This window comes from Acidaminococcus fermentans DSM 20731, from assembly GCF_000025305.1.
GTDB classification, from domain to species: Bacteria; Bacillota; Negativicutes; order Acidaminococcales; family Acidaminococcaceae; genus Acidaminococcus; species Acidaminococcus fermentans.
The window spans coordinates 1,874,712-1,896,372 of sequence record NC_013740.1 but is presented as its reverse complement, the minus strand read 5'-3'; the positions used below and the strand labels follow the sequence as shown (position 1 = coordinate 1,896,372).

Genomic DNA, 21,661 nt, shown 5'->3' with positions numbered 1-21,661 from the left:
GGCAAAAGAAAGGATGTATAAAATGATAGACAACAATACCCTGATCATCATCGCTTCCGTGCTGGGAGCTGCCTTAATTGGCGTAGGTGCTTCTCTGGCAGCCACCAGAGGGGACTCCACTGTGGCTTCCAAGGCCCTGGAATGCATGGCCCGCCAGCCGGAACAGGCTGGCAGCTTCCAGGTGAACATGCTGATTGCCATCGGTCTGGTGGAATCCATCCCCATCATCGCTTCCGTTATTGCCATTGTGCTGGTGTTCGCCAATCCCTTTGTCAAATAAGAGATGCGGCAGGAACCCCCTTTGGAAGATCGGAAGAAAGGAAGTGATGGGGAATGGTAAGTATCAACTATACACTGATCGCCCAGGTGGTGAACTTCATCATTCTGCTCTGGGTGCTGGCCAAATTTGCCTACAAGCCGCTGCTGAAGGCCATGGATGACCGCCGGACCAAGATCGTCAAGGATATGGACCAGGCGGACCATGCCCGGAAAGAGGCGGAAGCCCTGAAGCAGGAATATGTGAATCAGCTGAAAAACGCCAAAAAAGAAGCCAATGACATTGTGTCCAAAGCCAATGCCATGGCCCAGCAGCTCCACGACGAAGCCCTGGCCAATGCCCAGAAGGAACGGGAAGAACTGCTGGCTTCCGGACGGCAGACGGTGGAAATGGAACGGAAGAAAGCCCTGCTGGATGTGCGGGAGCAGATCATTGCCCTGAGCACGGAAATCGCCGGCCGGGTGCTCCAGGAAAAACTGGATTCTGCCGAAGACCGGAAGCGGATCACCCGGATCACGGATGAAACCCTGGCGGAACAGAAAAAATAAGCGTCCCTGCAGAGGAACGGTGGAGGCAGTTGCAATCTATGAACAGTAAAAACAAGGAAGCTCTGTGGAAACAGATCCTGGACAGACTGACCGTAACGAAGGATGACCGGGCTCTCTTTGCAGGAGAGTCTGTTCTGCCTCTGACGGTGACCACGGCCCAGCCCCTGGCTCCGGAAGAAACAGAGCTGCTGACGGCGCTTTTGTCGGAGAAATTCGGCAAGCCTGTCCGTCTCCAGGAACAGAAAGTGGATGCCCGGCTGGTGGGCGGCGTGCTCATCCAGTACGGAGACCATATCTTTGATGCCACCATGAAGCGGCAGCTGGAAAAGATGGATGCCCTGATGAAGGAAATCCATCTCAGTGATCAGGATCTGGAACAGACCGGGAACATCACCGCGGCCCTGACTCAGGGTGTCCAATCCTTCCATGAAGGCGTGGACCTGGAAGAAATCGGCGTGGTGGAAAAAGTCGGCGACGGCATCTGCACAGCCACCGGGCTGGGCGGAGCCATGAGCGGCGAACTGGTGGCCCTCCATGACGGAGTGTACGGCATGGTCCAGAACCTCCGGGAAAATGAAGTGGGGATCGTCCTTCTGGGCGGTGCCACGGAAATCAAGGAAGGGGACCTGGTGCGCCGTACGGGAGAAATCATGGAAATCCCTGTGGGGGAAGCCATGCTGGGACGGATTGTGGATCCTCTGGGCCAGCCCCTGGACGGAAAAGGGGCCATCAAGACCTGTGCCAGGTATCCCATCGAACATCAGGCTCCCGGCATTGCCGCCCGGCAGCCGGTGGATGTGCCCCTCCAGACCGGGCTCAAGGCCGTGGATGCCCTGGTGCCCATCGGCCGGGGACAGCGGGAACTGATCATCGGCGACCGGGGTACCGGCAAAACGGCCATTGCGGTGGATACCATCCTGAACCAGAAGGGGAAGGATGTAATTTGCATCTATGTGGCCATCGGGCAGAAAGCCTCTTCCGTGGCCCGGCTCTCCCATACTTTCGAACAGTACGGAGCTGCTGATTACACCATGATCGTGGCGGCCACAGCGGCTGACACGGCTCCCATGCAGTATCTGGCTCCTTATGCCGGAGCTGCGGTGGGGGAATATTTTATGGACCAGGGCAAGGATGTGCTGATCGTCTATGACGATCTGAGCAAACATGCAGTGGCCTACCGGGCCATGAGTCTGCTGCTCCGCCGTCCCCCCGGACGGGAAGCTTATCCCGGGGATGTGTTCTACCTCCATTCCCGGCTGCTGGAACGGGCCTGCCGGCGGAATGAGCAGCACGGTGGCGGTTCCATGACTGCCCTGCCCATCATCGAGACCCAGGCCGGGGACGTGAGCGGGTACATTCCCACCAACGTGATTTCCATTACCGATGGCCAGATCTATCTGGAAACCGATCTGTTCAACTCCGGCGTCCGGCCGGCGCTGAACTCCGGGCTGTCCGTATCCCGTGTAGGGGGCGCAGCTCAGACCAAAGCCATGAAAAGCGTGGCAGGGACCCTGCGTCTGTCCCTGGCCCAGTACCGGGAACTGGCCGCTTTTGCCCAGTTCGGCTCCGATCTGGACCGGGAGACCAAGGCCCAGCTGGACCGGGGTGCCCGGGTGACGGAAATGCTGAAGCAGGGGCAGTACCAGCCCCTTTCCATGGCCCAGGAGGTCATTTCCCTCTATGCAGTGAACAACGGGTTCCTGGATGAGATCCCGGTGGAGGATGTGACCCGGTATGCCCATGAGATGCTGGGGTATCTGAACAACCACTGTTCCATCATCCTGACCCGGCTGGAAAAAGAAAAGAAATTCACCGATGATCTGAAAGAGCAGCTGGATGAAGCTCTGGATGACTTCGGAAAGATGTTTGCGCCCGGCAGCGCAGATAAACTGTAAGGCAGGTGATCCCAGATGGCAAATACCAGCGGCATCCGTGCCCATATGAAAACCGTAGGCAGCATCAGCAAGATCACCGGTGCCATGCAGATGGTGGCTTCCGCCCGGATGCATCAGGCACAGCAGCGGGCTGATGCCAGTCTCCCCTATGCGGAAAAGCTGAAGAGTCTGCTCCAGGAAGCTGTCAGCGACCCTTCCGTCATGGCCCATCTGGACCTGAAGGCCAATCCTCTGCTGGAAAAACGGCCGGTGTACCGGACCGCCTATGTGATCATGGGCTCTGACAAGGGACTGGCCGGACCCTACAACAACAACGTGGTGAAATATGCCGGCGTGGAGCTCCGGGGCAGGGAAGATTCCCCGCTTCTGGCAGTGGGGAAGCAGATGAAGATCGGGCTCAACCACTGGGGCTATCACATCGCCAAAAGCTGGAGCGGATTTTCGGAAAAACCCACCTTTGAAGCGGCGGAAGAAATCGCGGATACGGTGGAATCCATGTTCATCCATGGAGAAGTGGACGAAGTGGATGTGATCTTCACCTATTTCAAGTCCGCCATGGTCCAGATCCCCAAAACCGTCCAGCTGCTTCCCGTCCAGCCCAAGGCCCGGGAAGGGGTGGAAGTCCAGGCTCAGGAAGTCTGGGAAGAGGATGATCCCACTGATTATCCCACCCTGGTTTTTGAACCGGAACCGGCCCAGATGCTGCCCTACCTGGCCAGATATTATCTGCGCAGCCAGATCTTTACGGCGCTGATCCAGAGTTCGGCCTGCGAGCTGGCGTCCCGGATGACGGCCATGAGCACGGCTACGGACAATGCCCAGAACCTGCTGGGCAAACTCCAGGTCTACTACCAGAAAGTGCGGCAGGCCAGCATCACTACGGAAATCAATGAAATCGTCAGCGGCGCGGAAGCGCTGAAATAAAGGGGGCACGAAAGGTGTCGGAAGACCAGAAACAAGCAATCGACAGGGCCGTTGCCCATCTTACTGCCAAAACCAGAGGGCATGTGGGCAGAGTGGTCCAGGTCATGGGTCCGGTAGTGGATATCCGTTTCCCGGATAAGGAACTGCCGGCCATTTACAATGCAATCGTCATCGATGCCCGGGCATCCAAAAACATCCATGTGCATCTGACTGCGGAAGTGGTCCAGCACATCGGCCATGATGTGGTCCGTACCGTGGCCATGAGTTCCACGGATGGGCTGACCCGGGGCATGGAAGCCCTGGATACGGGCAAACCCATCACCGTTCCGGTGGGGAAGGGATGCCTGGGACGGGTGTTCAACGTACTGGGGGAAACGGTGGACGATGATCCCACGCCGGTGCAGGCGTCGGATTACTGGCCCATCCACCGGCCGGCTCCGGATCTGGCTGACCAGGCTACGGAAACCAAGATCATGGAGACCGGCATCAAGGTGGTGGATTTGATCGCTCCCTATTCCCTGGGCGGGAAGATCGGGCTGTTCGGCGGCGCCGGTGTAGGCAAGACGGTGCTGATTATGGAACTGATCCACAATGTGGCCACCAACCACGGGGGCTATTCCGTATTCTCCGGGGTCGGGGAACGGACCCGGGAAGGGAATGACCTGTGGGGAGAAATGAAGGAATCCGGGGTTATCGACAAGACGGCTCTGGTGTACGGACAGATGAACGAACCCCCGGGAGCCCGTATGCGGGTAGGCCTGACCGGGCTTACCATGGCTGAATATTTCCGGGATGTGGGGGGACAGGATGTGCTGCTGTTCATCGACAACATCTTCCGGTTCATCCAGGCCGGGTCGGAAGTTTCCGCCCTTTTGGGGCGCATGCCTTCCGCCGTGGGGTACCAGCCCACCCTGGCCAACGAAATGGGGGCGCTGGAAGAGCGGATCACCTCCACCCGGAGCGGTTCCATCACTTCCGTACAGGCGGTCTACGTACCGGCCGATGACCTGACGGACCCGGCTCCGGCGGCTACCTTTGCCCATCTGGATGCCACCACGGTGCTGAGCCGTGAAATCGTGGAACTGGGGATTTATCCGGCAGTGGATCCCCTGGCTTCCACCAGCCGGATCCTGGATCCCCTGGTCATCGGAGATGAACACTACCAGGTGGCCCGGGGCGTCCAGAAAATCCTTCAGCGGTACAAGGAACTCCAGGATATCATTGCCATCCTGGGGATGGAAGAATTGAACGAACAGGACAAGCTCACCGTATCCCGGGCCCGGAAGGTCCAGCGGTTCCTGAGCCAGCCCTTCTTCGTGGCCCAGCAGTTCACCGGCCAGCCGGGGAAATACGTTCCCCTGGCGGAAACCATCCGGGGCTTCAAGGAAATCCTGGAAGGCAAACACGACGACCTGCCGGAAAACGCCTTCTATATGGTGGGGTCCATCGATGAAGCGGTGGCCAAGGGCCGGAAACTGAAAGGCGCATGATCATGGCCAGATTAATGAAACTGGAAGTCCTCACACCGGAAAAAATTCTGGTGAAAAGAGAGGATATTTCCTATGTCTTGTTGAATACAGTCACGGGAGGGGTTGGCGTCCTGGCCAACCACGGTCCCATGATTGCCGTTTTGGGGGAAGGCACACTGAAGCTGCAGGATAAGGACAACCATGTGATTCTGGTCTACGTGGAAGGGGGCTTTGCCGAGGTCAAGGACAACCAGGTGGTGATCCTGACCCCCAGAGCCCAGAGAGCGGAAAATATTGACGTGGCCAAATATCAGCAGATCCGGGACGAAGCTCTGGCCAGACTGGATCATCCGGATGCTCTCACCGATGTGGAGCATACGGAAAAGATCCTGCGGCGGGCGGAAGCCCGGCTGCGGACCGCAGCCCTGGTGGGGAAGGTGGACCCTTATCCCCTGGGAAGCGAATAAACAGGAAAAAGTTCATTGCAGCAGACAGAGGGGGGATCCGCTGTGGACTTTATCAGCAAAATGGCTGCCAGCAAAATGGGGCAGCTGCGGCTGGAACTGGTGGAGCTCAATGAGCGACTGGAAGCCGCAACCGACGAGGAACAGATCCGCAAACTGCGAAAGACCATTCAGGAAAAAGAAGTCTATTACAATATCCTGGCGGACCGGCTGCGGACCCATACGAGGAATTTCTGAGAAAGGGGGCTGTTGCGTGAGCAGCAGCCCCCTTTTTTCATTTCCCCCTATGGCAAACAGAACGTTCTATGGTATAATAGTCTGGTTATAAAAAATGGACAGTAAAGGAAAGTTCCGTAGACATTAAGGGGGGTGCCGTACGGTTTGTCCAACATGATTGTTTTGGTGCTCTGCTGTCTGGTGACCTGGGTGATTTACCTGGACAGCCACAGTATCGGCATGAAGCACAAAAATCTCTGGGTATTGGGGACGTTTCTGCTGCTGCCCCTTGCCGTTCCTTTGTATCTGATCCGGCGGGCCCAGTTCCTGCATCAGCATCAGCTGACGCCCCGGCAGAAACTGGAAGCCAGGGCCCGGGAAGCTTCCCGGAAGCGCCGGGAAAAGGCGGAGCGGGAAAAGCAGCAGTGGGAACAGGAGCAGCGGCAGAAAGCCCAGGCCGATCCGGAAAAGACGGCCCGGGAAAAAGCGGAACGCTACCGGGAAAAACATGAAATGCGGCTGCGGCTGGATGAACAGCTCAGCAGCCAGCAGCAGCGGCATGCCCGAAAATGGGGCATCCATCGCGAATAGAGAAACCATGAAGGCAGACAACAAGGGGAGCCAGGCTTCCCTTCAAGTAAGGAAAGGTGTGGAATCAGGCGTGGAGAAACTGGTGGTAAAGGGCGGTCATCGGCTGACGGGAACAGTCCGGGTCAGCGGGGCCAAAAACGCAGTGCTGCCCATCATTGCAGCATCTGTCCTGGGGACGGAAGGCAGCACGATTTTGGAAGTTCCGGAACTGGAAGATGTGAGCACCATCTGCAAAGTGCTGGAATGTCTGGGGCTGAAGGTGGACCATTCCACCCCCCATGTGCTGAAAATCGATAGCCGGCAGGTCACCGGCTGGGAAGCGCCGTATGATCTGGTGAGCACCATGCGTGCCTCCTTCCTGGTCATGGGCTCTCTGCTGGCGCGGGTGGGCCGGGCCAAGATCTCCCTGCCGGGAGGCTGCGCCATCGGGACCCGTCCCATCGATATCCATCTCAAGGGATTCGAAGCCCTGGGGGCCACCATCGAACAGGGGCATGGCTATATCGAAGCCTTTGCGCCCCACGGTCTGGTGGGCACCACCATCTATCTGGATTTCCCCAGCGTGGGGGCAACGGAAAATTTGATGATGGCCGCTTCCATGGCCAAAGGCACCACCATCATTGAAAACGCGGCCCAGGAACCGGAAATCGTGGACCTGGCCAACTATATCAATGTGATGGGCGGCAAGGTGAGAGGGGCCGGCACTACGGCCATCCGCATCGACGGGGTGGAAAGCATGAAGGGCGGCGAACACACGGTGATCCCGGACCGGATTGAAGCCGGGACCTTCATGGTGGCCGGAGCCATGACCCAGGGGGATATCCTGGTGGACAACGTGCTCTGTGAACACATGAAGCCTCTGATCGCCAAGCTCCGGGAAGCCGGTGCCATTGTGGAAGAAGGCATCAGCGACGTCCATGTGGTGGGACCTCAGGAACTCCATCCCATTACCATCAAGACCCTGCCCTATCCCGGCTTCCCTACGGATATGCAGGCCCAGGTCATGGCCATGATGTGCATTGCCAAGGGACAGAGCTCTGTCCTGGAAACGGTGTTTGAAAACCGCTTCATGCATGTGGACGAACTGCTGCGCATGGGCGCCAATATCCGGACCAGCGGCGGCCGGGCAGCCATTGTGGAAGGGGTCCCCAAGCTGTACGGATGCCAGGTGCGGGCTACGGACCTGCGGGCCGGTGCGGCCATGGTGCTGGCCGGGCTGGTGGCTGACGGGGTTACGGAAATCACGGATATCTACCATATCGATCGGGGCTACGAAAACCTGGTGGCCAAACTGACCGGACTGGGAGCGGATATCCAGCGGATCGGCTGATGCGCCATGAAGCGCACGGAAAAAAGCCTGTTTGACCGGCTGTTCAATCCGGTGGATGTGGGTATCGACCTGGGGACCGCGTCCACCCGGGTATTCATGAAGAACCGGGGCATCGTCCTGGAAGAACCCACAGTGGTGGCCATCGATCCTGCCACAGGGAAAACCGGTGCCATCGGCTCCCGGGCCCGGGAAATGGCCGGCCAGGGACAATGGGAAGTGGTATGGCCCCTGGAAAGCGGGGTCATTGCCGATTTTGACGCTTCCGTGGGCCTTTTGGAAACGGTCCTGGACCGGGTGGTGGGAAAGAACCTGTTCTTCAAGCCCCGGGTCATGATCTGCGTCCCCACCGGCGTCACCGGAGTGGAACGGCGGGCGGTGACGGAGGCGGCCATGCTGGCGGGAGCATCCCGGACCTATCTGATCGAAGGGCCGCTGGCGGCAGCTCTGGGGGCCGGGCTGCCCATCCAGGAACCCCGGGGACGGATGGTGGTGGACATCGGCAGCGGCACCACCAGTGCGGCGGTCATGAGCATGGGCCGGATCATCCAGGCCGCCTCTCTCCGGATCGGGGGAGAAGCCTTCAACGAAGGTCTGATCCGCCACCTCCGGGACCGGCTGAATATCCAGATCGACCGGCCTCTGGCGGAAGAAATCAAGCTGGAAATCGGTACCGTCAGCCGGCGGGGCCGCCGAAGCACCCAGATCATCCGGGGACGGGACAACATTACCGGACTGCCCACCAGCCTGCGGCTGTCCTCCCAGGATACGGTGGCCGGGCTGGAAGAACCGCTGACGGACATCCTGGCCTGTATCCACCGGGTGCTGGAAAAAACACCGCCGGAACTGGCAGCGGATCTGCTGGAGGAAGGCATTGTCCTTACCGGGGGAGGGGCACTGCTGGAAGGGATGGATGAATGCATCCAGGCCGGGACCCATGTGCGGACAAGAGTGGCCGCCAGTCCCAGGGAATGTGTGGCAAGGGGAGCCGCCATGGCCCTGGAAGACCGGGGACTGCTGGAAATTTTGGAAGGAAAATAAGGGGGCTGTTGCTCATGCAACAGTCCCTTTTTCCACGAAAGGATCGCGATAGAGAACCATGAATCACAGTTACAGACAATGGATGGCACGTTTTATCCTGGCGGGCATGCTGCTGACGGCTTCCCTGCCGGCAGCCCAGGCAGCCCGGGTCAGCACCCTCCGGGGAGGGGTCACGCCCAACCGGGCCAGGGTGGTGATGAATCTGGATGCCCCCCTGTCCTATACCGCCCGGGTGACCGGGAACCAGTTGATCATCGACCTGAAGGGGAAAGCGGAACGGACGGAAATGGTCCGGCTCCGGGACCCCCGGATCCAGAAAGCTTATCTGGAACCCCAGGGCAGGAACAGCCGGCTGGTGGTGGTGTTCCGGAAAACCGTGCCTGTCTACAAGATCTTCCTGCTGAAGAATCCCCAGCGGCTGGTGGTGGATTTTCCCCGGTCCGGAAGTACCGGGGGCAGCACCGCCAGACCGGAAGCCGGGAAATCCCAGTGGCTGGGCAAAGGGCTGACCTACCGGGAAAGCACTGTAAACCTGGGGGCCGGCCGGGTGAAGACCTATCTGCTGACCCTGGCTCCCTCCAGTGATTTCCGGCTGGATTTCATCCCCGGGTACGGAAAGACCATCCAGCGGGGGACACTGTCCATGATCCAGAAACGGTCCGGTGCCGTGGCCCTGGTGAACGCCTCCTATTTCGACAGCGATATCTGGGTGGTGGGGAACCTGAAGATCCAGGACAAATGGCTGGGCATGGAAAGTACCCCCCGGACCGGTCTGGTGATTCCCCGGACGGGAGCTCCTTCCATCCAGCCCGGTCTGTCCTACAGCGGCACCGTCACCCGGCCGGACGGGAAAACCTTTGCCATCGGCGGGGTGGACCGGATGCGGCTGGCCAATGAACTGATCCTGTTCAATGACGGATATGATGATACCACCGATACCAATGCCTACGGAACGGAAGTCCGGCTGGCAGGCGGGGTGGTCCGGGAGATCCGGAAAGGGGCCGGCAGCATGGCCCTGACCCCTGGTACCACGGTACTTTCCGGGAACGGAGCGGCCGCGGCCTTCCTGAACGGACTCCGGACCGGGGATCCGGTGAAAGTGACCCAGACCCTGGGGAATGCCGCAGCCGACAGCGCACCTTCCGTGGGATCCGCCGGTCCCCAGCTGGTCCGGGATGGCCGGGTCCAGGTGACCAGTGAGGAAGAGGAAATCGCCGATGACATTGCCCTGGGCCGGGCTCCCCGGACCGGCGTGGGCATCAAAAAAGACGGCACCGTCCTGGTGGTGGTGGCCGACGGCCGGTCTGATGACAGCGTGGGGATGACCCTGACCGAGTTCGGCCGGTATTTCGTCCAGCTGGGGGCCGACCGGGCCATGAATTTCGACGGCGGCGGCTCCAGTGAAATGGTGGTCAACGGAAAGATCATGAACGACCCCAGCGACGGAACCGAGCGGCCGGTACGGGTGGCCCTGGGGGTGTTCAGGAAATAAAAACTGTCAGCGGTCAACGGTCAGCAGTCAGCTGCCGTTGGAAATCAATTTTTGCAAATTGATTTTGAAATGGTAAATCTGTTGTTCGCCGAACCTGTTTGCCATTGTTCAAAGTCAGCTTTGCTGACTTCCTTTGGCCGTTGACAGTTGACGGCTGACCGTTGACAGATCTGTTGCCCTACAGGCAACAGCCCCCTTGCATCCCCCCTCTCCTTCGGTATATAATAAACAAACAGAAGAAAAGAGGTGCTGATCATGTTACACAAAATTCTGAAAAACAGAAAAATATGGGCAGCAGCCTTGCTGATGGTATTGCTGGCCCTGGGTGTGGCCCAGGCGGCAGGGGTGCAGCCCCAGAAAAGCAGTCTGTCCGGCCAGGTGGCAACGGTGGTTTCTGTGGGCACCCAGGTATCGGAAGGCTCTGTACTGGTAACGGTGAAGACCCTGACCGGGACGGCTCCGGCAGCCCGTGCCAACTGCAGCGGAAAAGTGGTTTCCGTGGAAGTGGCTCCCGGCAGCCAGATTGCCGCGGATCAGGTGGTGGCCGCCATCCAGCCCTGAGGGGACGGAAGCGGGCTTTTGCAAAACGACAGGAACCAGAGGGTGTGAAGACACAATCACACCCTCTTTTTTACAGGAGGAAATATGGATCGTATGAAGTGGAAGCGGCTCCTGGTGCTGACCCTGGGATGCCTGATGGCGATGGTGTCCCTGGTGAGCGCCGCCATTCCCACCATTGCGGTGGAAGAACTGAAGCCGGGGATGAAAGGCTACGGAAAGACGGTGATCCGGGGCGCGGACATCGAAACCTTCGATGTGGAGGTCCTGGGGGTCACCGGTACGGAAACCGGGGGCTACAACATCCTGATCAAAGCATCCGGGCCGCTGCTGAAGGAAAGCGGCGGCATCGCCCAGGGCATGAGCGGCAGTCCGGTGTACATCGACGGCCGGCTGGCGGGAGCCGTGGCCTACGGCCAGGCCTTTTCCGACCCCAATTACTGCTTCCTGACTCCCATCAGCGAAATGCTCCGGCTCTTTGACGAAACCGATCCCCGGCCTTCCGTATTCCTGCCCAAGAGCACACCGCTGATGGTCAGCGGATTCACCGCCGACGGGGTGGCCCATCTCAATGAAAGACTGTCTCCCTTCGGGCTCACTTCCTATGCAGTGCCCGGGGGCACGGAAGCCCTGGACAATGTGAAACTGGAACCGGGCAGTTCCGTGGGGGTTTCCCTGGTCCGGGGGGATATGGTCATCGGGGCCATCGGTACCGTGACCTGGACCGATGAAGAAGGACGGATCCTGGCCTTCGGGCACCCCTTCCTCCAGCACGGGGATTCCAACTATTTCATGACCAATGCCTGGATCTTTGCCTCCGTGCCCAACATCCAGAGCGCCTTCAAAGTGGGGACCTTGGGCAAGACCCTGGGACGGATCAGCCAGGACAGGCTCAGCGGCATTGCCGGGAAAGAAGGGGAGAACGCTCCCATCATTCCCATGTACGTCTCCGTCACCGACAAGGACCGGGGGCTGCACAAAAGCAGCAATGTCCAGCTGATCACCGATGAGGACCTGGTGCCCACCCTGGTGGACGGAGTCACCTACAATACGGTGAGCATGGCCAAAGACCGGAAAGGGGCCGGTACTTCCCGGATCCGGTTCACCATCACGGCCCAGGGAGAGAAGGAAGGGCCCATCCGGCTCCGCAGGGAAAACATGTTCTACAGCGCTTCCGATATCGGGAAGCTGACGGATTCGGAACTGAACGTGGCTACGGACATGCTGATGAACAACCGGTTCGACAAAGTGACCATCCAGGACATCAATGTGGACGTGGAAACCACTTCCGGCTGTGAAGTGGCGGAAATGGTGGGAGCTTCCGCTCCCTCCACCGCCGTACAGGGAGGCCTCCTGCCCATCACCCTGACCTTCAAGCCCTACCGGGCGGAGGAAATCACCCGGACCATCAATTTCAGGATCCCGGACAAACAGCCGGCGGGCCCCATGAACCTGATCGTCCGCAGCGGCAATGCCACTACCTGGATCAGCAAGGCCCTGTCCAAGCGGAACAGCCGCAACGGGGGCAATGCTGCCCAGGGACAGGATGGAGGGGACGGGTCTGCTGAGGACGACAGCGCCATGTACCAGTCCTCCCAGCGCCAGTTCCGGGATTTCCTCACGGAATTCAATGACATGGACGCCAACAATGAAGTGGTGGTGGACCTGATGCCTTCCTACGGGGACAGCCGTCCCAGCCGCCGGGCCGCAGCCCGGGCTGCAGGCAGTTCTTCCGGCAGCATGACCAGTGCCATCACCGGCCTTCTGAAAGGCAGCAAATACAAACAGAAATTCCCCATGGATTTCATCATCACCGGGGAAAGCAATGTAGTGGTGGATGTGAAGAAGCGATAAGGAAAAAGGTGCTGTGAAAAAATGAGAAATCATTTTTTCACAGCACCTTTTTGGTCACGGACAGGGGATGTGAATTTTTCACACCCCCTTTTTCTACAAATTTTCATTCGGATAGGGTATAATAATCATTATAACTATAAGGGAAAAGGAGCTGTTTCCATGGGATGCCAAGAGATTTGCCGCTGGGTCGGCCGGAAAATGGTGGATCTGTGTGCCCGCACCGGGCGTGTGGTGAACCTGTTCCTGGAGGCCTGCCGGGCGGCCGGGACGGCGGACCGGCGGGAAGTCCTGCGGCAGATGGCCCGGCTGGGGGCAGATTCCCTGCCCATCGTCAGCATGACCATCCTGTGCACCGGCATGGTCATGTCCGTCCAGACCGCCAAGGAATTCGTCCGCTTCGGCGCCGCGGATTCCGTAGGGGGCATCGTGGCCATCGCCATGGGCCGGGAACTGTCCCCCATCCTTACCGGGGTGGTGGTGGCCGGCCGGATCGGGGCGGCCATTGCAGCGGAGATCGGGACCATGAAGGTCACCGAACAGATCGATGCCCTGCGGGTGATGGCGGTCAGTCCCATCCGGTTCCTGGTAACACCCCGTCTCCTGGCCATTGTCCTGATGATGCCCGTCCTGGTGGTCTACGCCAACCTGGTGGGGGACGTGGGGGGCTGGTTCGTGGCGGAAAACTACGCCGGCATCAGTTCCCACATGTTCCTGGAAAGCATCCGGGGCTTCATTGAACCCTGGGACATCATCGGTGGCCTGATCAAGGGAGCCGTGTTCGGAGCCATCATCGCCACCATCGGCTGCCACAAGGGGCTCAACGCCCAGCAGGGAGCCGAAGGGGTGGGCATGGCCACCACCAAATCCGTGGTGCTGTCCATTATCCTGATTTTTATCGCCAACTATTTCCTGTCGGTGATCCTGTATGTCCATGGAGGCTGAGATGGAACAACCTGTGATTGAATTCCGGAATGTGGAAATGCATTTCGGTCCTAAAGTGGTCCTGGACCGGGTCAGCTTTTCCGTGGCCAAAGGGGAGACCCTGGCGGTGATCGGCCCTTCCGGGACCGGGAAAAGCACCGTGCTGAAGCTGCTCATCGGCCTGCTGAAACCCCAGGAGGGCCAGGTGGTGATCCAGGGCCAGCCGGTGGAACAGTTCAACGAAGAACAGTGGAATCAGCTGCGCCAGCATATGGGCATGGTATTCCAGTATTCCGCTCTGTTCGATTTCCTGGATGTGGGTGAAAACGTGGCCTTCGGGCTGCGCCAGCACACCAGCCTGTCCGAAGAAGCCATTCAGAAGCGGGTGAAGGACCTGCTGGAGGCCGTGGGCCTTTCCGGCAACGAGCATGTGTACCCGGCCCAGCTGTCCGGGGGCATGCAGAAACGGGTGGGACTGGCCCGGGCCCTGGCCCTGCAGCCGGATATCATCCTCTATGATGAACCCACCGCCGGCCTGGATCCCATTATGGCCACCAACATCAGCCAGCTGATCCTGGATACCAAGAAAAAGCTGGGGATCACCTCCGTGCTGGTGACCCATGACATGGCCTCCGCTTTTCTCTGTGCGGACCGGATCCTGATGCTGAGCCACGGACACATCGTTTTTTCCGGAACGGTGGAAGAAGCCAGACATACCCGGGAACCCCTGGTACGGGCGTTCCTGCGCAGTGATATTTTGGAAGACAAGGAGTAAGAGCATGAAAGCAGATGAAGTCAAAGTCGGTGCCGTCACCCTGGGAGGCATCGTGATCCTGGCCCTGATGCTGACCTTTCTGGGGGTATTCAGTTTTGCCGGCCGGACCTACAAACTGAATGTGATGTTCGACGATGTGAACGGCCTGAAGGTGGGCAACGAAGTCCGTTTCGCCGGGGTACCGGTGGGCAAGGTGGATGACATCGTGGTGGACGGGTCCAAGGTGAAAGTGGTCATGAAGATGGATGAAAAACAGAAGATTCCCCGCAATTCCCAGTTCGCCATTGGCATGGACGGGGTCATGGGAACCAAATTCGTCACCATCGCTCCGCCGAAAATCGCCACCGGCCTGGTGTTCAAAGCCGGAGAGACCATTACCGGCCAGCAGGCGGGAGGCATCGACAAACTGATGGATTCTTCCGGCAAGGTCCTGGACAAGCTGGAAGTGGTGGTGGATGCCTTCAGCAATGTGTTCGGGGACAAGAACGTGCAGAAATCCATGCGGGAGGGCTTCGTCCAGACCGGGGAAGTGGCCAAGAACATGAATGACTTCACCAAAGCCCTGGCCACCATGGCCCAGCAGAACCAGGGCGACATCCACACCATGGTGGGGCAGATGAAGGAAATGAGCATCCACATGAACAGCATCATGGACAAGGCGGATGCGGACGGGGCCACCGGCCAGAACGTGGCGGCCATGGCGGCCAATATGGCGGATGCCAGCAAAAAGCTCCAGAACACGGCAGCAGCCCTCCAGAATGTGGTCACCGATCCCCAGACCCAGCAGGATCTGAAGGAGACCATCCGTCATGCCAAATCCACTTCCGTGAAGGCGGACAAGATCCTGGGGGTGGTCACCGATGCCCAGGTCCAGGCGGATGTGCTGTACAATGACAAAAGAAGCAAATGGCGCACGGATATGGGCGTGAAGCTGCCCCTGAAGGAAGATGCCTATGCCTTCCTGGGGGTTTCTGACATCGGGGACCGGGACAAGCTGAATTTCCATTACAACAAAAAGCTGAACAAATACATCTGGGGACGGGCCGGGGTCATGGAAGGCCAGTTCGGTGTAGGCGCCGACTGGGTCCTGTCTCCCAAGTTCAGGCTGTTCACCGATTTCTATGATTTCGATGATGCCAAACTGAAGGTGGGGGCGGAGTATGCCTTTACCCCGAAACTGTCCCTGATCGGGGAGAGTATGGATGTGCTGGATCATGGCGCCGATACAGCCTATGTGGGGCTCCGGGCCAGATTCTGACAAAAAGTTCAAAAAGTCGTTGGTTGACTTTACTTTTTCAACTGATTATAATAATAAAAGCTGACTAGGTAGTCAGAAAGTACAGGAGGGTCTGATTGTGAAGCATTTCCATACCAAAAGCATGATTCTGAGCGCTGTGATCCTGAGCGCCCTTTCTATCCATACAGTCGGGGCTGCCACCCCGGAAACCGTAAACCTGGACCTGGGGAAAACCGTCCGCATGGCCTTGGACAACAATTCCAGCGTGAAGATTTCCGCTGCGGAACTGGAAGCCGCCAAAGCCAACCTGGACCAGGCCAAAGGAGCCCGGTGGGGGAGCATTGACTTTTCCCATACCAGCGGCCGTACAGAAAAATATCAATCCAATGTCATCGGCAACAACCATTCCAATGCCGTGAGCATCACGGTTCCTATCTATACCGGTGGACGGCTGGAAGGGGCCATTGATCAGGCCAAAAAGAACCTGGACTACTACCAGTACGGCATGAGCAGTTCCTACCAGACCACCCGGTACAATGCGGAAAAAGGCTACTACGACGTGCTCCAGGCCGCCAACACCGTGAACCTGGACAAGGAAACCGTGAACCGGCTGGATGAACACCTGAAGAACACCCAGGCCCAGTTTGCCGTGGGCGTGGTGGCCAAGGCCGACGTGCTCCGGTCCCAGGTGGAACTGGTGAATGCCCAGCAGACCCTGACCCAGGCGGAAAACAACTACGAAGTGGCTGTTTCCTCCCTGAACAATGTAATCGGGCTGCCCACCGCCACCCGGCTGAATCTGAGCCAGGGACTGGAATACAAACCCAATGATTACACCCTGGACAACTGCGTGACCTACGCCATGGCCAACCGGCCGGAGATCCACCAGGCGGAAGCCTCTGTGGGCATGGCCCAGGCCGCCCAGAAAATCGCCAACGCCGGCAGCCTGCCCCAGGTGAGCCTGGGGGCTTCCAATGCCTGGAGCAATGATACTTTCCCTGGACAGAACCGGGACAACTGGACCGTGGGCCTGAACATTACCCAGAATATCTGGGATTATGGCGTCAACGCCGCCAAGGTCCGGGAAGCCAAGGCCAATGTGGTGAAGGCCCAGGAAAGCTACCGGCAGATCAGTGATCAGGTGCGGCTGGCGGTACGGACCAGCTACCTGAGCATGCGGGAAGCGGAAAAACGGATCAAGACCACGGAAGTGGCCGTGGCCCAGGCGGAAGAAGATTACCGCATTGCCCAGCTCCGGTACCGGGCCGGCGTGGGGACCAACACCGACGTGATGGATGCGTCCGTGGCCCTGACCACCGCCAAGAACAACTACATCCAGGCCCTGTACGACTACAACACCTCCACCGCCCTGTTGGAACAGAGCATGGGTGTGCCTGTGGAAAACGAATAAAATCAACAGTGACCAAAGAGTCTGCGTATGCAGGCTCTTTTCTTTTACCCTCCATACCTGCTATACTTATGTTGTGCATAATCAATCAATGAAATGTGGGGCACAGCCTTTTTAAGGGCGTAAGCAGGCGCCCGACGCTTTAGCGGCGTTGGCGGTCGCTTATGCCGTAGCTGGGAACCATGCGGCATTCTTCTCTTTTTCTATCCGCCCTTTTTAAGGGCGGGGGACCATGCGGAGCATGGTGGTGGGTTCCATGCTAAACGATGAACGACCAACGACCAACGACCAACGATACGGAGGCCCCTATGGGTACCAAAGGGAAAAGACGGCTGGGCATTCTGGCCGGGGTCCTGGTCCTGCTGTACCTGGTCCTGTGGAAGGTGATCCTTCCCGCAGGACTGGAGCGGGCCATTCCCCTGGTGGAACAGACGGCCGGTGAATACATCAACGGACAACTGCAGATGGAAACCATGGACGTGAGCCCGGATCTGACCTTTACGGCCCGGAACCTGCGGCTGGAAGACGAACAGGGCAATCTGGTGGCCCAGGTGCCGGCCCTGTCCCTCCAGGTGGACCCCCTGAAATTCCTCACCGGCAGCGGTGCAGTGGGTACCGTGACACGGATTACCCTGGAAAGTCCCCGGCTGCATCTGGTCCAGAATGACCGGCAGGAATGGAATGTGGCCCATCTCCTGAAGGAAAGCCAGAGTTCCAGTACGGATTTCAAGGGTCTCATTGCCATCCGGGACGGCTCAGTGGAACTGCGTCTGCCCTACGGCACCTGGCAGGCCGGAGTGGAAGGGACCATCAATCCTTCCCGAAACCCGGATTTTGCCCTGGAACTCACGGTTACCCGGAAGGATCAATCCATCCATGTGGCCGGGACCCTGAACACGGACCGGCAGGGCACCCTGACGGCCCGGACGGAGCTGCTGGCCCTCCAGGATTTCAGCCCCCTGGCGGAACAATTCCTGCCGGTAACGGATTTGTCCGGAGCCCTGGCGGATGCCTCCGTTACCTGGACCAACAATGCCTCCGGCAGCCAGCTGTCGGGTAAAGCCCTGCTGCGCCAGGTGGGGGCCGTTTATGAATGGGAAGGGAAGGAACTGGCTCTGGGCGCCGACGGGGAACTGTCCTTTGACCAGCTGCAGCTGAAAGCCCGGGATCTGGATGTTTCCGTGGACGGACAGAAACTCCGGATTTCCGGGGGCATGGATCTGACGGATCTGGAGAACCCCCGGATGGAAAAACTCCAGGCGGAAACCGACGGGATCGACCTGGCTGCCCTGCCTCTGGATCTGCCTGTATCCGGAACCATCCAGGGCAGCATGGCCCTGGACGGCACCAAAGACAACCTGACCGGCAGCGGCACCTTTACCAGCCCGGTGCTGACTTTCCAGGGCTATGAGGCGGCCCAGGTGACCCTGCCCTTCTCCTTCCGGGACCACCGGGTGGAAACCGATGGGGCCAAAGCGTCCCTGGGCGGCGGCTCGGTGACGGTGCAGGCCTCCTATGACTGGGAAGACCAGGACGGCCAGCTGGCCCTGACGATGGACGGCGTGGACGCCGGTACCTTCCTGCCCCGGCTGGGCAGCCTGGTCCTGGACGGGACCCTCTATGCCCAGGGACAGTACAAGCACGGCCAGCTCCAGGGGGAAACGGTTTCCAGTGATCTCTCCCTTTCCTGGGGGAACCTGAAGCTGCAGCAGATTGCCCTGGACGGAACGGTGGACGGCAGCGGTTTTACCCTCAGCCGGATTTCCGCCTATACGGAAGAAGGGGGCGCCCTGGCCGGCAGCGGCAGCCTGAAAGAAGACCAGCTCCAGGGGGATCTGTACGTGACGGATCTGCCGGTGGATTCTCTGCTGGCAGCGGTTGGACAGGAGGGCAAAGGCCTTTTGTCCGCCCATCTCCTTCTCAGCGGCACCGGGGAGGATCCCCAGGCCTTCGGAGCCTTTTCCTTCCGGGAAGGGGAAATCATGGGCCAGACCATCCAGGAAGCCCACGGAGCCCTGGAATGGAAGGGCCGGAAGGCCGGTTTCCACAAAGTGGAAATCAACCTGGACAAGGGAACCCACATCCTGGACGGCACGGCGGATCTGTCCGGCAGCGAACCGGTACTGGATCTGACCCTGGAGACCCGGGGCATCCGGCTGGAGCCTCTCAGTGAGGTCTTCCAGTCCCCCTGGCCGATAACCGGCAACCTGACCAACACCCTTTCCGTCAAAGGGCCTTTGTCCAATCCCTCCTTCACCGGCCATGTCCACGGCTGGGACGGTTCCGTGAACAAGTTCCTGGTGGACGAAGTGGACGGGGATTATGCCTATGACGGAAAGCTCCTCCATCTGAACAATTTCCGGGTCCAGGCTCTGACCTGCCAGGCCCGGTTCAGCGGCACCGTCAGCCGGGACGGATTCCTGGATCTGGGCATCGATGCCAAAAACATCAACCTGCTGCGGCTGCCCTGGCTCAAGGACAGTGTGGATCTGGAAGGCAACGTGAACTTCAGCGGCAGCATCACCGGCCACACCAGCCGGCCCCTGTTCCAGGGGGTACTGTCTTCGGATTCCGTGCTGATCAACGGGGTGGAATTCACCGGACTGGCCCTGTCCTTCCAGAGCCAGGGCGGTCACGTGAACAATTTCCAGGGCACTTTCCAGCAGAAAACCGGCGGGGACTACGCCCTGAAAGCCAAATTCGACTTCGACCGGAAACTGTTCCAGTGGACGGTGGATGTGAACCGGGGCAATGTACGCTCCCTGCTCCAGATGGGCGGCATCCAGGCGGATGTGGACGGGTACCTGTCCGGCCGCATCGAAGCCAATCCTGACGGTCCCCGGACAGGCATGACCGTCATCGGCAAGGTGGAAGACGGGAAAGTGGCCGGGGTGCCCTTTGCCTCGGCAGATTTCGACCTTTACACCCATCTGGGCCTGTGGAAGATCCGGAAGCTCCAGGCTCGGGAAAGCGGCGGCGGGCTCATTGCCGCCCAGGGGAACATCGACCTGCGGAAGCGGACCCTCGACCTGGAACTGGCCACCAGTGAGGCCAATGCCAAGCTCCTTACCGTGGCCCTGGACAACCCGCCGGAAGTCAGCGGCAAACTGAACATCGTGGCCCAGCTGAAAGGGAAGCTGGACGACCCCAGCGGGAACTTCTCCCTGGAAATGAAGGAAGGGAGCATCAGCGGGGTGTCCTTCGACAGTCTGTACGGCATGGTTACCCTCCGGAATGACATGTTCCATCTGGACCAGTTTCTGATCCAGCGTGACGTGTACAAGATCAGTGCCTACGGCACCTTCCCCATGGACCTGCTCCGGGCGGCCGGGAAACGGAAAAATCCGGATGCCCGGATGAACCTGGAAGTCCATCTGGACAACGGGAACCTGGCCATCCTGCCCACCCTGACCAAATGGGTCCAGTGGGCGGAAGGGTCCACCAGCGGCCGGGTATCCGTAACCGGCACCCTGGAAGACTATAATCTGAACGGATCCATCGATCTGGACGGAGGTACGGTGAAATTCCGGGGCCTGGACAACACCTTCGACAATGTGAAGTTCCATGCGGGTTTCGACGGGAAGACCATCACCCTGAAGGAATTTTCCACCACCACCGGGAAAAAGGGCAGCATCACCGCTTCCGGGTCCTATCTGCTCCGGGATGATTCCGGCAAGCCCTACCACCTGAACCTGGCCATCCGGGATGTGGAACTGGTTTCCTCCAGCGTAAAAGGGAAACTCAACGGGAATTTCGACCTGGAACACAAAGAGGGGAAACCTTTCCTGTCCGGGAATCTGAAGCTGGACAAGGGGTATTTGGGGATCTCCTCCATTCCGGAATTCGGGGAAGGGGGCTCGGACATCGGGCTGGACATCGATGTGGACCTGGGCAACAACCTGCACCTGTACAACGCGGCCTTCATGGACCTGTGGCTGAAGGGGCAGTTCCACATCCTGGGCAGCACCGCCTTCCCCCAGATCAACGGCAGCATCCGGGTGAACCGGGGCAGCCGGCTGAAATACCTGGGGACTCCCTTCAACATCGGTTTCGGGGAAATCTACTGGCCCCGGCCGGGCACCTTCATCCCCAATGTGAACATGGCGGCCTTTACCCGGTTGGGACAGTACAATATCCTGGCCAAGGCCAGCGGGCCCCTGAGCCTGGACGACATCGTCATCAAGCTGTCCAGCGATCCGCCCCAGGATGAGAATACCCTGAAGCGGTTCCTGACCCTGAAGACGGACAATGCCAGCCTGGGGGACGATGCCTGGAAGGGCCTGGTGGATGCCGGGCTCCAGATGACCTTCCTGGCGGATGTGGAAGATGCTATCAAACAGGCCCTGGGGCTGGACGAACTGCGGATCTACAGCGGCAATGTCCAGAACACCGTGGCGTTTTCGGCGGACACCAACCGGGCCAATGATGCCACCGGTCAGGAACGGCGCCAGTACAATGTGCTGCTGAGCCGGTACTTCGGCCGGAAGCTGCTGATCGGCTACACCACCAGCTTCGACGGAGAGGAGCACAACCTGTACGCCGGGTTCCGGATCGCGCCGAAAGTCCACGTGGGCATAGCCACCGATCAGGACAACAATCACTGGTACGGTGTCCAGTACCGGACAAGATTCTGACAGCTGACAAAAAGCAGGGCCCGACCCGGG

Annotated in this window: 18 protein-coding genes; all 18 read left to right on the top strand. The window is 59.2% G+C overall.

Going from position 1 to position 21,661, the window contains the following annotated elements:
* Positions 1-22 precede the first annotated feature (22 nt).
* The 18 genes from atpE to ACFER_RS08655 all read left to right on the top strand — a co-directional run bounded on the left by atpE (position 23) and on the right by ACFER_RS08655 (position 21,631).
* Positions 23-280 carry an ATP synthase F0 subunit C gene (gene atpE, locus ACFER_RS08740; protein WP_012939054.1) on the top strand — a complete coding sequence of 86 codons (258 nt, stop codon included), beginning with the start codon at positions 23-25 and terminating at the stop codon, positions 278-280.
* Between the two features lie 53 nt (positions 281-333).
* Entirely contained in the window at positions 334-825 is a 492-nt protein-coding gene (gene atpF / locus ACFER_RS08735) for a F0F1 ATP synthase subunit B (protein WP_012939053.1), read from the top strand.
* 38 nt (positions 826-863) lie between these two features.
* Complete coding sequence (gene atpA / locus ACFER_RS08730; RefSeq protein ID WP_012939052.1) at positions 864-2,720, top strand: F0F1 ATP synthase subunit alpha; 1,857 nt, start codon at positions 864-866, stop codon at positions 2,718-2,720.
* 15 nt (positions 2,721-2,735) lie between these two features.
* Positions 2,736-3,644 (top strand): ATP synthase F1 subunit gamma, encoded by a 909-nt coding sequence (atpG, locus tag ACFER_RS08725; RefSeq protein ID WP_012939051.1) that lies wholly within the window; start codon positions 2,736-2,738, stop codon positions 3,642-3,644.
* A gap of 38 nt (positions 3,645-3,682) precedes the next feature.
* On the top strand, positions 3,683-5,134 hold the full coding sequence (atpD, locus tag ACFER_RS08720) for a F0F1 ATP synthase subunit beta (RefSeq protein ID WP_345742996.1): 1,452 nt from the start codon (positions 3,683-3,685) through the stop codon (positions 5,132-5,134).
* Between the two features lie 2 nt (positions 5,135-5,136).
* Complete coding sequence (gene atpC / locus ACFER_RS08715; RefSeq protein ID WP_041666682.1) at positions 5,137-5,580, top strand: ATP synthase F1 subunit epsilon; 444 nt, start codon at positions 5,137-5,139, stop codon at positions 5,578-5,580.
* Positions 5,581-5,622: 42 nt separating this feature from the next.
* On the top strand, positions 5,623-5,814 hold the full coding sequence (locus ACFER_RS08710; protein ID WP_012939048.1) for a hypothetical protein: 192 nt from the start codon (positions 5,623-5,625) through the stop codon (positions 5,812-5,814).
* 144 nt (positions 5,815-5,958) lie between these two features.
* A complete protein-coding gene (locus ACFER_RS08705; protein ID WP_012939047.1) occupies positions 5,959-6,384 on the top strand; it encodes a 6TM ABC transporter family protein in 426 nt (141 codons plus the stop codon).
* Positions 6,385-6,454: 70 nt separating this feature from the next.
* Positions 6,455-7,714 carry a UDP-N-acetylglucosamine 1-carboxyvinyltransferase gene (gene murA / locus ACFER_RS08700; protein WP_012939046.1) on the top strand — a complete coding sequence of 420 codons (1,260 nt, stop codon included), beginning with the start codon at positions 6,455-6,457 and terminating at the stop codon, positions 7,712-7,714.
* 6 nt (positions 7,715-7,720) lie between these two features.
* Positions 7,721-8,752, top strand: coding sequence for a rod shape-determining protein (mreB, locus tag ACFER_RS08695; RefSeq protein WP_012939045.1), 1,032 nt, complete (start codon positions 7,721-7,723; stop codon positions 8,750-8,752).
* Positions 8,753-8,810: 58 nt separating this feature from the next.
* Positions 8,811-10,244: a phosphodiester glycosidase family protein gene (locus tag ACFER_RS08690; RefSeq protein WP_012939044.1), complete on the top strand. Its 1,434-nt coding sequence runs from the start codon at positions 8,811-8,813 to the stop codon at positions 10,242-10,244.
* Between the two features lie 255 nt (positions 10,245-10,499).
* Positions 10,500-10,805: a biotin/lipoyl attachment domain-containing protein gene (locus tag ACFER_RS08685; RefSeq protein WP_012939043.1), complete on the top strand. Its 306-nt coding sequence runs from the start codon at positions 10,500-10,502 to the stop codon at positions 10,803-10,805.
* A gap of 84 nt (positions 10,806-10,889) precedes the next feature.
* Positions 10,890-12,656, top strand: coding sequence for a SpoIVB peptidase S55 domain-containing protein (locus tag ACFER_RS08680; RefSeq protein ID WP_012939042.1), 1,767 nt, complete (start codon positions 10,890-10,892; stop codon positions 12,654-12,656).
* Between the two features lie 159 nt (positions 12,657-12,815).
* Entirely contained in the window at positions 12,816-13,598 is a 783-nt protein-coding gene (locus ACFER_RS08675; RefSeq protein ID WP_012939041.1) for an MlaE family ABC transporter permease, read from the top strand.
* A gap of 1 nt (position 13,599) precedes the next feature.
* Positions 13,600-14,352 carry an ABC transporter ATP-binding protein gene (locus ACFER_RS08670; protein WP_012939040.1) on the top strand — a complete coding sequence of 251 codons (753 nt, stop codon included), beginning with the start codon at positions 13,600-13,602 and terminating at the stop codon, positions 14,350-14,352.
* 4 nt (positions 14,353-14,356) lie between these two features.
* Positions 14,357-15,610, top strand: a complete 1,254-nt coding sequence (locus ACFER_RS08665) for an MlaD family protein (protein WP_012939039.1) — start codon at positions 14,357-14,359, stop codon at positions 15,608-15,610.
* Between the two features lie 97 nt (positions 15,611-15,707).
* A complete protein-coding gene (locus ACFER_RS08660) occupies positions 15,708-17,000 on the top strand; it encodes a TolC family protein (RefSeq protein WP_012939038.1) in 1,293 nt (430 codons plus the stop codon).
* 305 nt (positions 17,001-17,305) lie between these two features.
* A complete protein-coding gene (locus ACFER_RS08655) occupies positions 17,306-21,631 on the top strand; it encodes a translocation/assembly module TamB domain-containing protein (RefSeq protein WP_012939037.1) in 4,326 nt (1,441 codons plus the stop codon).
* Positions 21,632-21,661 lie beyond the last annotated feature (30 nt).

Coding starts and splice junctions, on each gene's coding strand:
- atpA (WP_012939052.1), top strand. CDS start 864: ATGAACAGTAAAAACAAGGAAGCTCTGTGGAAACAGATCCTGGACAGA.
- mreB (WP_012939045.1), top strand. CDS start 7,721: ATGAAGCGCACGGAAAAAAGCCTGTTTGACCGGCTGTTCAATCCGGTG.
- ACFER_RS08685 (WP_012939043.1), top strand. CDS start 10,500: ATGTTACACAAAATTCTGAAAAACAGAAAAATATGGGCAGCAGCCTTG.
- ACFER_RS08670 (WP_012939040.1), top strand. CDS start 13,600: ATGGAACAACCTGTGATTGAATTCCGGAATGTGGAAATGCATTTCGGT.
- ACFER_RS08675 (WP_012939041.1), top strand. CDS start 12,816: ATGGGATGCCAAGAGATTTGCCGCTGGGTCGGCCGGAAAATGGTGGAT.
- atpC (WP_041666682.1), top strand. CDS start 5,137: ATGGCCAGATTAATGAAACTGGAAGTCCTCACACCGGAAAAAATTCTG.
- atpF (WP_012939053.1), top strand. CDS start 334: ATGGTAAGTATCAACTATACACTGATCGCCCAGGTGGTGAACTTCATC.
- ACFER_RS08680 (WP_012939042.1), top strand. CDS start 10,890: ATGGATCGTATGAAGTGGAAGCGGCTCCTGGTGCTGACCCTGGGATGC.
- ACFER_RS08690 (WP_012939044.1), top strand. CDS start 8,811: ATGAATCACAGTTACAGACAATGGATGGCACGTTTTATCCTGGCGGGC.
- ACFER_RS08665 (WP_012939039.1), top strand. CDS start 14,357: ATGAAAGCAGATGAAGTCAAAGTCGGTGCCGTCACCCTGGGAGGCATC.
- ACFER_RS08655 (WP_012939037.1), top strand. CDS start 17,306: ATGGGTACCAAAGGGAAAAGACGGCTGGGCATTCTGGCCGGGGTCCTG.
- atpE (WP_012939054.1), top strand. CDS start 23: ATGATAGACAACAATACCCTGATCATCATCGCTTCCGTGCTGGGAGCT.
- atpG (WP_012939051.1), top strand. CDS start 2,736: ATGGCAAATACCAGCGGCATCCGTGCCCATATGAAAACCGTAGGCAGC.